This window comes from Paracoccus sp. MKU1 (genome assembly GCF_001447385.1).
GTDB lineage: Bacteria > Pseudomonadota > Alphaproteobacteria > Rhodobacterales > Rhodobacteraceae > Paracoccus.
The window spans coordinates 1-12,956 of the sequence record NZ_LLWQ01000166.1; the positions used below are offsets into that span (position 1 = coordinate 1).

7 protein-coding genes are annotated in these 12,956 nt (G+C 72.1%); 4 read left to right on the top strand and 3 right to left on the bottom strand.

Annotated features, from left to right (window positions below; translation table 11 throughout):
• The 3 genes from AQY21_RS13100 to AQY21_RS13110 form a co-directional block, all read right to left on the bottom strand.
• On the bottom strand, positions 1-4,072 hold a 4,072-nt coding region (locus AQY21_RS13100; RefSeq protein WP_058098091.1), incomplete at its 3' end, for a filamentous hemagglutinin N-terminal domain-containing protein.
• A gap of 31 nt (positions 4,073-4,103) precedes the next feature.
• Positions 4,104-5,879, bottom strand: coding sequence for a ShlB/FhaC/HecB family hemolysin secretion/activation protein (locus tag AQY21_RS13105; protein WP_152988222.1), 1,776 nt, complete (start codon positions 5,877-5,879; stop codon positions 4,104-4,106).
• Between the two features lie 128 nt (positions 5,880-6,007).
• Positions 6,008-6,583, bottom strand: coding sequence for an OmpA family protein (locus tag AQY21_RS13110; protein WP_238986773.1), 576 nt, complete (start codon positions 6,581-6,583; stop codon positions 6,008-6,010).
• 117 nt (positions 6,584-6,700) lie between these two features.
• Here AQY21_RS13110 and AQY21_RS13115 point away from each other — a divergent pair, with 117 nt between their 5' ends.
• From AQY21_RS13115 to tssI, 4 genes are all read left to right on the top strand, one after another.
• Complete coding sequence (locus tag AQY21_RS13115; protein WP_058098094.1) at positions 6,701-7,456, top strand: PP2C family serine/threonine-protein phosphatase; 756 nt, start codon at positions 6,701-6,703, stop codon at positions 7,454-7,456.
• A 1-nt stretch (position 7,457) separates the two neighbouring features.
• Positions 7,458-8,405, top strand: a complete 948-nt coding sequence (locus tag AQY21_RS13120) for a M15 family metallopeptidase (protein ID WP_152988223.1) — start codon at positions 7,458-7,460, stop codon at positions 8,403-8,405.
• Positions 8,381-10,786 (top strand): ImcF-related family protein, encoded by a 2,406-nt coding sequence (locus AQY21_RS13125; RefSeq protein ID WP_058098095.1) that lies wholly within the window; start codon positions 8,381-8,383, stop codon positions 10,784-10,786. The genes AQY21_RS13120 and AQY21_RS13125 overlap by 25 nt, the downstream gene beginning before the upstream one ends.
• A 60-nt stretch (positions 10,787-10,846) precedes the next feature.
• A partial coding sequence (gene tssI, locus AQY21_RS13130; RefSeq protein WP_058098096.1) for a type VI secretion system tip protein VgrG occupies positions 10,847-12,956 on the top strand: 2,110 nt, incomplete at its 3' end.

Below are 12,956 nucleotides of genomic sequence, written 5' to 3' on the forward strand. Positions count from 1 at the left end.
CGATGGTGATGCTGCGCGGCACCACCTCCAGCGCCCCCTCGGCATAGCTGATGATGTAATTGCCGGTTGCGTCGCCGGCTGCGCCGCCGATCCGGGCCCCACTGGCGGTGATAACATAGGGCGAGCCGGCGACCCAGGCCCCGGCCTCGGCGCCCTCGCTTGCCAGATTGACCGCGGTCAGCCGGTCGTCATAGCGCAGCCCGGTGGCGGTGGCATCGCCGGTCGAGAATAGCCACCGCTCGCCATAGATCTTGTCCAGATCGTCGGCCGAGACGGTCAGCAGCGCGCGGTTGATGGTCAGGCTCGCCGCGGAGGCGATGATGCGATAGCTGGTCCCGCCCGGCGAGGTGACCGTGCCCGCCGTCTGGATGGCATAGGTCCCGGCATTGCGCGCGCCCGCCGGCAGGCTGAAGATCCCCGCGACCGAGGGCTGGTCGCCGAACAGATAGCGGCCCAGCCCATGCACCGTGCCGCCCGGCGCGGGCAGGGCGTCGCCATAGGTCGCGGTCAGCGGCCTGGGCTCGGCCCAGAGCACGGGGTCGATGCTGTAAAGCTGCGGATAGGCGCCATTGCCGCCCGGCGCCCAGGTGGTGGCAAAGCTCCAGCCCTCGGCGCGGGCGATGAAGCCCGCCGTGTCCTGCAACTGCGCCGTGGTCAGGCCGGTGCCGCCGGCGGATTGCGGTTGCCCGCTGGCCTGGCGGTCCCAGAAGGACAGGGTGACGCTGCCCGTGCCTTCGCCTTCGTCGTCGGCCCCGACCAGTCCGCCCGTGCGCAGCAGGGCCGCCGGTGCCGTGGTCGCGATCCGGCCCGCCGCATAGCTGCGGTCGATGCTGCCGGCATTCGAGCCGACCAGCCCGCCGATGGTCGCCGGCAGGTTGCCGGAATAGGTCACGGGCGCCAGCGCATAGGCATCGGTGACGCTTCCGCTGTTCCAGCCCGCCAGGCCGCCCAGGGCTGAGCGCGGGGCATCCAGCCCCTCGGTGCCGTTCAGCACCAGCCTTAGGCTGCCCGAGGCGCGGGCGCGGGCGATCTCGCCCTGGTTCCAGCCGGTGAGGCCGCCCGCCGCGACCGTCGCATCGCCCGAGATGTCGACGGCATTGTCGGCAAAGACATCGCCCAGCGTGCCCTCGTTATAGCCGACCAGTCCGCCGATTTCGGCAAAGCTGGCCCCTTCCACCGGCCGGGACAGGGCAAGGCTCAGCCCGCCCAGGGCATAGGCGGCGCCGACCGTGCCTTCGTTCACGCCGATCAGCCCGCCGGCCTGGACATAGCCCGCGGTGTCGAGATCCATCGCCACATCGCTCCAGCCGTCCGAGACGGCGCCGCTGTTCATGCCGGCCAGCCCGCCCAGCACCAGCCGGCGGATGCCTTCCAACTCTCCCTGAGTCAGGGTGATGTCGCCGGTCGCGGAGACCCCGGTCAGCGTCGCCGCATTCTCGCCCACCAGCCCGCCGATGACCCAGTTGCCGCTGCCGATCTGGGTGATCTGCACGGCGGCGGTCGAATCGGTGATGCTGTCGCCCGCCCCGGTCCGCCCGGCCAGCCCGCCAAGCCGCGAGGGGGCCGCGAAGCCGTCGACGTCCTGCTCGAAACCGTCGAAGCTGGATTGGATGCTGCCGGCATAGCGGCTGCCGGTGATCGTCGTCCCGCCGCGCGACTGGCCGATCAGGCCGCCGGCGAAGATCACGTCGCCCATCCCGTCCGCCCCGCCGGAAAAGGCCAGCGTGACGCGCGATTCCGCATTGGCGATGCGGCCATTGCCGAAGGCGCCGGCAAGGCCGCCGAAACTGGCGCTGCTGACCGAATCCTCGCCCATGGCCGCCTCGATCCGGCCGGTGACCAGCACGTTCTCGATCAGGTTCGGCGTGGTGCCGGCCAGGGTCTCGCCGACCAGCCCGCCCACGACCGGCGCAAAGCTTTGCCCGGCATCCAGGTCGATGCCCAACAGGCGCAGGTTGCGGATCGTCGCCCCGGCGATCATGCCGAACAGCCCGCCGGGGCCGAAGCTCAGCTCTTGCGAAAGCCCGGTGATCGCGTGGCGGCCGCCAGCCGCGGCGCCATCGAGACTGCCCGAGAACGGCGTCCCGCGGCTGCCGATCGGCCGGAACCCCTCGCCCAGGTTCCAGGCGGCCGTTCCTGCCGCCGCGATGTCGGCGCCCAAGGCGTAATGCGCCCCGGCATAGCCGGCCGAGCCGATGCCCTGAAGCCCATAGACATCGGTGATGACATAGCGGTTCGCCGAGGTCCCGGCGCCGCCTCTGGCGCGCAGGAAGCCCGCGGTGTCGGAAATGGCGAAATCGCGCGCCGAAAAGCCCGGCAGCGTGGCGGCGACCTGCCGCCATTGCGCGGCGCCGTTCAGCCGGAAGCGGTCCACCGCCACGCCCGCCGCCGCCGTGACCAGCGGCGCTTGCAGGTTCAGCGCCCCGGCCGGCCCCTGCACCGGGGCATTCAGCGCGATGCTTTCCCCCGCCGTCAGGTTCAGCGCCGTGGCGCCGCTCCAGCTCAGCCCGCCAAGGGTGGTGAGGCCGGCGCCGGCGGTCAGCGACAGCTGGCCCGGCCCGCTCCAGCCCATCGCGGCATTGACCAGCAGGTCGTTGTCGGCGCGCAGGTCCAGATGGCTGGCCGCGCCGGCGGCGAAGGTCAGGGTCATCGGCGTATCGACCACCAGGTCGCCGGCATCGTCGCCCTCGCCCTCGGTCGAGAGGATGTAATGCCCCGGGTCCAGCAGCATGTCGTAGATGGTCGTCACCAGCACATGCGTGGGGTCGTCGGGATTATAGGTCTCCTCATCGACGATGCGCAGGTTCTGCGGGTCGAACAGCACCGTGCCCGGCCGGCCGCGGGGGGCCGAGACCCGCACGTCGGAACTGCGGATGGCCAGTTCGCCGCGGCTGGAGATCTCGGCAAAGCCGCCGTCGCCGCCCTGCGCGCCGCCCCGGGCCGAGACGCCGCCGGCAAAGCGGGTATGGGCATCCGACCAGACGATGATCCGCCCGCCATCGGCATGGCCGATCCCGTCGGCGGCCAGCCGCGTCCCGGCGTCCAGCGTGGTGCGCCGTGCCCGGGGCAGGTCGCCGGTGCCGCGATAATCGCCGCCGACGCGGATCAGCCCGCCGCCGCCGGTGCCGCTGGCATCCAGCACGGCACCCTCCAGCGCGATGTGATTGCCGGTGATGGCGATGCTGCCGCCGCGCTCGGGCCGTGCCGCCGGCCGTTCGGCGCTGACCGGGGCGGCGGCGCGCCGGCCGCCGCTGACATCGACCCGGCCCGCGACCCGCACGCGCCCGCCGTCGCCGCCGCCCAGCACCACCCGGCCCGAGCGGCCCGAGACCGTCCGCGCCTCGGTGACTCCGGACAGGTTGATCGCGTGGCGCGCGGCATGGTGCGCCGTCGCCGCCTCGATCTCTATCACGCCGCCATCGGCCGAGATCCGGCCATGCTGCTCGACCAGCGCCATCGCCTCGCCGCCCTCGGCCGGCGGCAGGGCCACGGACAGGAAATTGTCGCCCGAAAGGTTCAGCACCGCCCGCCGCCCGGCACCCAGCCCCACCGTGCCCAGCGGCACGCGGATCGTGCCGCTGTTGGCGACCCGTCCGCCCAAGAGCGCGGCATAGCCGCCGGGGATGATGTCGATGCGCCCGCGATTCTCGACCGTGCCGGGCCGGTCGCCGGAAAAGCGCAGCCGGCCGGCGGTGAAATCCTCGTTCGAGATGTCGAGCGTCGAGCCGACGAAACCCGCCGTGGCGATGCGTCCCTCGCGCCCGACCAGGATGCCGTTGCGGTTGACGACGAAGACCTGGCCGTTCGCGCCCAGAAAGCCGTCGATCCGGGTCGGGCTGTCGCCGGTCACCCGGTTCAGCAGGGCCGCCTCGCGCCCGGGCTGATGCACCCGGACCGAGCCGCCGGCGCCGATGCTGAAGCTGGTCCAGTCGATGATGGCGCGGTTGCTGCGCTGGTCCACGCGCATGGCGCCGGGGCTCGGGGTGCTGACGCTGGCGCTGCCGCCGACCACGTTCGGCCCGCTGGGCAGGGTCTGCGCCGCCAGCGGCCCGGGCACCAATGCGCTGCACATGAGCAGCGCCGCCCAAAGCCGGCGCCGGGGGCTAGAAGCGATACGAGCTGACGATCGTGAAACGCGAGGGATCTTCCTGGCCATCGTCCCTGTTCCCTTTGCCGTATTCGAACCTGATGAGCGCCGAGGAATAGCTGGGGTCGCGGATCAGCCGCAGATCGACGCCGATGCCGAAGGAGCTGGCCTCGATGCGCGCAGCCTCGTCGGCCGAGGGGTTTTCCAGATTGACCGCGCCCAGGGCGGCAAAGGCATAGGGGCTGACCACCAGCGGATGCCCGAAGCCCTGCGCCGGGAAATGCCGCGCCACCTCGCCGCGCAGGAACCAGCCGGAATCGCCCGACAGGCTGCCCAGGTCAAAGGCCGACAGCCCCTCGCTCGAGGCGATGCCGAATTGCTCGCTGGACAGAAGCGGGTCGCCGAAGCCGGTCTGCGCCTGCCCCGACAGCGCCAGGCTCCAGTCCTGGCGAAAGTCGCGGTCATAGCGGAAGGACAGCTCCAGCTTGCGGAAATCCGCATCCGCGCCGGCCCGCGACAGGGGCTCGGTCGGCGTCGCGTCGGCGGCGCTGCGCGCGCCCAGGGCGTCCAGCCCCACCGACAGGATCGCCGCCATGCGCAGCGCGCTCTGGTCCGACAGCTGCCAGTTGCCCTCGCCGGTCAGGCGCAGGACGCGGGTGCGGTCCTTGTAGAGTCCGAAATCGCCGACGCTGGTCTCCAGATCCTGCCGGTCGCGTTGCAGGTCCAGCGCCGCCGTGACCGAGATGTTGCGCTTGACCGAGCGCACCACCGGATAGAACAGCCGGAAGGAGAGCCGGTCGAAATCCGAGGCCGTGGCCACCGCGCCCGTGTCCGGCCCGGTCTTGGAGCTGGCCGCCTCGACGCCGAAGGTCAACCCGTCATTGCCCAGCGGAAGCACCGCGCCGCCGGCCAGGGTGCGTAATTGCGGCCGGTCGCCGAAATACCCGTCGTCGCCCAGCTTGGGATGGCCTGAGGCGCGCAGGTAGAACACCTCGCCCCGGCCGAACTGGTTGTTCAGCTCGACCCCGGCGCTGAAGTTCACCCGCCCCAGCTCGCGCGAGAAGCTGTTGTCCAGGCCGATAAAGCCGGTGACCGAGCGGAATTGCGGGTTCAGGATGATGACCGTGCCGCCGGGCCGGGCGCCGGTGGACAGCGCCGATCCCAGCGCGACGCCGAACATGTCGCCGGCCAGCAGCAGCCGCCGCTCGATATCGGGCAGCCGCAGCGTCGGGCGGTCGACCAGCGGCGCGGTCATGGCCTCCAGCCGGGCGCGCAGGCCGGGGGGTGCGGCGCTGGTGTCGATCTTCTCGACAAAGCCGCTGACCACGGTCAGGCGCAGCGCGCCGCCATCCTCCAGCGTCTGGGCCGGGATGACCACCCGCGACAGCACATAGCCGCGGCGCACATAGGCGGCCTCCAGATCCGAGGCGGCGGCGAAGATCTCGGAGACCGCGATCCGCTTGCCGGTCAGGCGCTGGCGCAGCGCCGCGACCTCGGCCTCGCTGCCGGGCAGGGCGCCCTCGACCCGGACATCCGTAAGCTGGATCGACAGCCGGTCCGCGCCCGCGGGCGCGGCCAGTCCCGGCGAGCCGCTGAACACGACCGAACCCGACAGCCGCTGCATCGGTGGCTGATAGCTGTCCTGGGTGATCTGGCTTGCGGTTGGGGGCCGGGGCTGGGTCCGCGCCGGCCCCGCCGGCAGCGCCAGCATGGCAAGCGCCGCGATGGCCGCGACGGCGATTGCTGGGGTGACCGGGCCGGGCGGGCGATGACCGCGTCTTGCGAATGCCACTTTCCTGCCTCCCCCGAGCAATGCGGCGACCTTGGCGTCGCCCTGATTTCGTTAGGCCGTCCGACTTTGTCTGATCGTCTGCATCTTGTCGCTGCCCCGGGCCGGTGCCTCCGCGGCGCGCTCGTCCGTCAACTCAATGCCTGAAACTCGACCCGGCGGTTTTCGGCCGCCGCCGGATCGGCGGGGTTGGCCAGGAAGCGTTTGCCCATGCCAAGCGCCTCCAGCCGCGAGGCGGCGATGCCGCAATCCTGGACCAGCCAGCGGCGCACTTCCTCGGCGCGCAGCTTGGAAAGGGTTTCGTTATAGCTGTCCGAGCCCTTGGCGTCGGTATGGCCGACGATGCGGAACAGCCCGACATCCGATTGCCGCATGGCCGAGCACATCTTTTCCAGGGCCGGGCGCTGGTCGGGTGCGATGCTGGCGGAATCGAAGGCGAAGCGGATGGCGATGTTGACCTGAAGCTCGGGCGCGAACTCGCCGAAGACCACCGTGCCGGTCGCCGCCGTCGTCTCTGCCTGCTCGCCGCCCTGGGTGACGGTGATCATGTCCAGGCCGCGCGTCTTCTGGCCCTGGGTGCTGGCGCGATACATCTCGCGCTGCGCCTCGAAGCGTTCCAGGATCTGCGCCTCGGTCAGATCCTGCCCCTGGGCGGAGCCGACCAGAAGGCAAATGCCGGACAATATGGCCAGGCCAGTCCGCAGCACGGGAATCACCATAAAAAAACTGCATCCCTGAACAAATATTTTACGCTAAACTAAGGATGTTTTCAATTCTTGCGCCATTGTCGGGATGAGGCTGTCTTGCCTGCAAAGGATCTGCCCGTGAACGGTCCCACCACCCGGCGCGGCCTGTCGGTCAGGGGCGCCGGGCTGACCCACCGCGGCGCGGTGCGCGAGCAGAACGAGGATGCGATCCTGGTCGATCCCTCGGGCCGGGTCTGGGCGGTGGCGGACGGCATGGGCGGGCACCGGCTGGGCGGCTATGCCTCGGACCGGGTGATCGACGCGCTGGAGACCATCGCAGACAATGAGGAGCCCGCTGCCGCCCTGGCCGCGCGCTTTGCCCAGGCGGATGCGCTGATCGCGGCGCGGGGCCGGCGCGAGGGCGCGGTGATCGGCGCCACCGCCGTCGCGGCGATCATCCGGCGCGGCCGGCTGACGCTGGCCTGGGCGGGTGACGCGCGTGCCTATCTGCTGCGCGAGGATGGGCTGGCGCGGCTGACCCGCGATCATTCGCTGGTGCAGGAATGGGTGGATGCGGGCCGGCTGGCGCCCGAGGCGGCGCGCGACCACCCCCAGGCCAATATCGTCACCCGCGCCGTGGGGGCGGGGGCGGCGCCGGATCTGGCGGCGCTGGACCTGGCCGTGGGGGACCGGCTGCTGCTGTGCTCGGACGGGCTGACGCATGTGCTGCCCGACGACGCGCTGGCCGAGGCGCTGCGCGAGACCCGGCCCGGCGCCGCCCTGGCCACGGGCACGCCCGCCGATGCCGCCTGTGCCCGGCTGTTGCAGCAGACGCTGGCGGCCGGAGCGCCGGACAATGTCTCGGTCATCGTCGTCGATATCGGAGCGGGCTGAGATGGCCCGCCGTCCCGCCCCGCCAACCGCCCCGCCCACGCGCAGCGCGACGCCGGGGCGCAGCCGGTCCCCCGCGCCGCGCCCGGCGGGCACGCTCGCTGCCCCGATCATCGTGGCGATCGGCGTGGTGATCGGCGCCATCGCCTTTGCGGTCACGACCTGGTTTCTCGACAGCGCCGACCAGGCGACCGAGCTGCGCCTGTCCCGGCAAGAGGCCGAACTGGCCGTGCTGCGCGAGGCGCTGGCCGAGGCGCGGGTCGAGCGCCAGGGGTTGCGCGCCGACCTGGCGCAGCTGCGCGACGACCTGAGCCTGGTGGCGAACCGTGCCCCTGTCGCGCCGCAGCTTCAGCTCGCCCCTCCCGCCGATCTGGGCGGCGAGGATTTCGAAAGCCCGCCGCCGACCGAGGCGCTGACCGAGCAGATGCGGCTGGCCAAGTCGCGCTTCAACAAGGGCATCACCCAGCCGCGCAACGCGACCATGCTGGCGATCCTGGGGTCGCCGCGCGACAGCTACAACACCGATTGCCAGCCGGTGACCAATCCCCGGCTGCGGGGGCTGATCGAGACGCGCAAGGTCGGGCCGATCACCGTGACCATGCTGAAGCCCGCGCTCGACAGCCTGGCGCGGGTGCTGGAGCGGCTGGAGCAAAGCGATCCCGACATCCATGCCAAACTGGGCACGGCCGGCGGGCTTTGCGCACGGCTGATCCGCGGCTCGACCCGGTCGATCTCGAACCATTCCTGGGGCACGGCCATCGACCTGACGCTGGAGGGGCAGCTCGACCCTTTTGCCGATGGCGCGACGCAGTTCGGGCTGCTGATCCTGGCCGAATATTTCAACGAGGAGGGCTGGTTCTGGGGCGCCGCCTATAACAGCCGCGAGGATTCGATGCATTTCGAGATCGGCGAGGAGACGCTGCGCAAATGGCAGGCCGAGGGGAAGCTCTGACCGCCGCCGCCGAACGGCTGGCCCAGCCGGTGCTGGTCTATGCCGGACGCCTGCCCTGGGTGGCCGAGGACGTGGCGGCGCTGGCCGGCCATGCCCGGGTGCTGCTGGACCGCTTCGGCACCGAGGCGCTGCGGGCCGGTCTGTCGCCGCAGGCGGCGGCGGCGGCGCGGGCGGCGCTGGCGCTGCTCTTGCAGGACGCGGGGGCGGCCAATCCGGCGCTGCCGGGCTGGCAGGGCGCGGCGCGCGGCTTCGGCGCCATGGACGGCGCCAGCCTGGCCGAGGTGCTGCGGCGCGGCGGGCCCGAGCTGGACCCGGTGCGCGCGCTGGTGGCCGATTGCCTGGCCCGGACCGAGGCGCGGCGCCAGGCGCTGGATCGCGGTCGGCCGGCGGGCTGGGGCGCCATGCTGGCGGTGCTGGCGGCGGCTTGGCTGCTGGCCGCCATCGGATGGGCGCTGTGGGTCGAGACCGGACAAAGCCGGGCGCTGGACCGGTTGTTCCAGGCCGAGGCGCTGGCGGCGGGCTTGGACCGCGATGCGGCCTTCGCCGATCTGGGCGCGCGGCTCGACCGGCTGCGGCGGGCCGAGGCGCAGGTGGCGGCGGGCATGGCGCGGGTGCGAGTGCGGCCCTTGGGCTGGCTGACTGGGCGCGATGCCGCCCGTCGTGCGGCGGCGGCGCTGGCCGAGGCGCGTGCCCGCCACCTGCCGCCGGCCTTGGCCCGCGCCATCGACCGCGCTTTGGCCGGCGAGGGCGAGCCGGCCGCCGCCTATGACACGCTGCGCGCCTGGTCGGTGCTGTCGGGCGCGGCGGACTGGCAACCCGCCTGGCTGGCCGGCTGGGCCGAGGATCGCGCCGGCGCCGATCCCGCGCTAGCCGGCCTTGCCTCGCATCTGCTGGCCTTGCCGCGCCGTCCCGAGACGCCGGTCGTGCCGCCCGATGCCGAATTGCTGGCGCAGGCGCGCGTCCTCGCGGCCGAGGCGCCCGAGCCCGAGCGCGCCTTTCTGGAACTGCGCCGTTCGGCCGAGGCGGCGGCGCTGGTGCCCTGGCGCCCTTCGCAGGCGCTGCCGGTGCTGGGGGATATCGCCGAGCGCCGCTCGGGCCTGCCGCTCGACCGGCCGGTGCCGGGGCTTTACACCGCCGCCGGCTGGGACATGGCGCGGGCGCGCGGCGCCGGCCTGGCGGTCGAGGCGGCAAGGCAGGCCGGCGCCGCGCTGTTCGCCGAGGCGCCGACCCAGCAGAACGACAGCCCCGACCGGGTGATGGCGCTGCTGCAAGCCGCGACCTTGCAGCATTGGCAGGATTGGCTTGCGGACCTGCGGCTGCGCTCCTTCGACGACCGGCGGCGGGCGGTGCTGGTCTCGGGGGCGCTGTCGCGGCCGGATTCGCCCCTGGCGGCGCTGATCGCCGAGGTTTGGCGTCAGGTCGGCGGCACCGACCGCAGCCGCCCGCACGCGCTGCAACTGGCCGTCGCCGTCCGTTTCGGTCCCGAGATCCAATATGTGGAAAGCGGCCGCATTGCCCAGATCGCCGCGCTGTTTGCCGAACTGAACGTGGCGCTGGGGGCGATGGATGCGGATGCCGCCGATGCGCAGCGCCGGCTGCTTGGCGTGCAGGCCAGGGCGCGCACGGTCCGGGCGCTGCGCGACGCGCCGCCGCTGATCGGCCGGCTGGTCGAGGACACGCTGGCCGAAAGCGGCGCGGCCGAGGCCAGCGACCTGACCAATCCCCTGACCCGCGCCTGGCAGGCCGAGGTGCTGCCGCTTTGTGCCCCCGCCCTGGCCGGGCGCTTTCCCTTTGCCCAGGGGCCCGATGCCGATCCGGCCGCGGTCGCCGCCCTGATCGGGCCGGGCGGCGCGATGGACCGTTTCCTCGGCGCCCGCGCCGCCCAACTGCTGGACCGCGATGCCGATCCCTGGCGCTGGAAGCCCGAGGCGCGCTTTGCCGGGCTCAGCCCCGACAGCGCCGCCTTTCTGCAACGCGCGCTGACGGCGGGGGCGGCACTGGCGCCGGGGCTGCACATCTCGGCCGCCGCCCTGGCCGAACGCGGCCGGGCCACCTTGCTGGTCGGCGGCCATGGCGGGCCGGTGGGCGCGGCGGGGGATGCGGTGGCGCTGGACTGGCCGGGCGCCGATCCCGCCGCCGGGATCGAGGTCAGTTTCGCCACGCCCGAGGGCGCGGCCCGCTTGCAGCAGCCCGGCCCCTGGGGGCTGATGCGCCTGCTGGCGCCCCTGCGGCTGCGTGAACGCGATGGCGGGCGGCGCTTCCTGATCGACCTGCGCACCGAAGGCGCGCGGCTGTTTCTGGAGATGGGGTTCGACCGGCCGCTGAACCCGCTTTCCGCCCGGCGCCTGCTGGCGGGGCTTGCCTGCCCGCAGGTGCTGTAATCATTCGCCAATCCGCCCGGCTTGCGTCATACTGCAACCGGTAATCGGCAGGAGGTCAGCATGTCATCCGCCCGCGAGATCACCGTCGCCATCCCCGCCATCGGCGAGCCCGTCACCTTCGAGCGCATGGAGGGCGAGGAACAGGTCTCGGCCCCCTTCGCCTTCGAGCTGCGCCTTTCGGCCAAGACGCTGGACGTGAAGGCGGTGGACGTGCTGGGCACCCGCGCCACCATCGCCGTCAAGGGCCCCGAGGACAGCGAGCCGCGGCATTTCGACGGCCATGTCGCCGAGTTCGGCCTGGCCGAGATCCGCGACGACTTTGCCTTCTACCGGCTGCTTTTGCGCCCGGCGCTGTGGTTCGCGAGCCTGGCGACCGACAACCGCATCTTCCAGAACCTCTCGGTGCCCGACATCATCGAGGAGGTGCTGCGCGCCTATCCCGACGTGGTGCTGGACAAGCGGCTGGAGGGCAGCTACCCGCCTCGCGACTATTGCGTCCAGTTCGAGGAAAGCGACCTCGACTTCCTTCAGCGGCTGATGGAGGAGGAGGGGATCTTCTATTTCTTCGAGCATGGCGAGGACGGCCATGTCACCGTGCTGGCCGATGCCAATGCGGCGATGAAGCCCGCGCCGGGCGCCGCGGAGATCGCCTATGAGCCCGACAGCCCCAGCGCGCCGCGCGAAGGCGACTACCTGACCGGCTGGGTGCCGCGCGCCGCGGTGCGGATCGGGGGTTTCGCGCAGACCGATTACGATTTCCTGAAACCCTCCTCGGACCTGATGGCGACTGCGAGCCGGCCCGAGGGCCATGCCGGAGACCGGCGCGAGGCTTACCTTTATCCCGGCCGGCACCTGGACCTGGGGCGCGGCGAGCGGCTGGCCGGCATCCGGCTGGAGGAGGCGCAGGCCGCCTTCGAGCGCGTCGCGGCCGAGGGCACCGCCCGGCCGCTGGGGCCGGGGCGCAGCTTCACCCTGACCGGTTTCCCGCGCGAGGCGGAAAACGACCGCCACCTGGTGCTGTCCGCCCGCTATCGCATGTGGGACGATCAGGTCCGCGCCGGCCAGCGCGCCGGGCAGGAGGCGCGCGATCCGCTGGGCTATCACGTCCGGCTGGTCTGCGCCCCGGCGCGCATCCCCTTCCGCCCCGAGCGCCGCACGCCGCGCCGCCCGATGCGCGGGCCGCAGACCGCCGTGGTGGTGGGCCCGGCGGGGGCCGAGATCTATACCGACGAACATGCGCGGGTGAAGGTGCAGTTCTTCTGGGACCGCAAGGGCCGGCGCGACGCGCATTCCACCTGCTTCGTCCGCGTCAGCCAGGCCTGGGCCGGGGCGGGCTGGGGCTTCATCCAGATCCCCCGCATCGGGCAGGAGGTGATCGTCGATTTCCTGGACGGCGATGCCGACCGGCCCATCGTCACCGGCCGGGTCTACAATGCCGAGCAGGTGCCGCCCTATGGCCTGCCCGGCAATGCCACGCAATCGGGCTGGAAATCCAACAGCTCGCCCGGCGGGGGCGGCTGGAACGAGCTGCGCTTCGAGGACAAGGCCGGCGCCGAGGAGGTGTATTTCCAGGCGCAGAAGGACCATAACGAGCTGATCAAGAACGACGAGACCCGCCGCATCGGCCATGACTGGGTCGAGGATGTCGGCAACGACGCCACCCAGTCCATCGGCAACGACCGCCGCGAAAGCGTCGGCAACGACAAGTTCACCACCATCGTCGCGAACCGCCAGGTCTCGATCGGGGTGGACGATACGGAAAAGGTTGGCGGCCATCGCAGCCTGGACGTGGGCGCGACCGAGACGATCCATGTCGCCGCCAGTTCCACCGAGACCATCGACGGCGCGCATAGCCAGACCGTCGGCGGCGTGCAGACCGTCACCGTCAAGGCGGCGCGGGTGGACAGCGTGGCCGCGACCGAGACGCGCAATGTCGGCGCGGCGCAGACCAACACCATCGTCGGCGCGCGTGGCGTGACGGTGCTGGCCGGGCAGAACCATGCGATCTCCTCGGACGATGACTGGAAGGTGGGCGGCAACCGCTCGACCAATGTGGCGGGGAACGAGACCGTCGAGGTCGGCGGCAACCGCAGCCACAAGGCGGGCGGCAACCGGGTCGAGAAGGTCGGCGGCGATTCGACGCTGGACGTCGCCGGCAAGCGGGCCACCA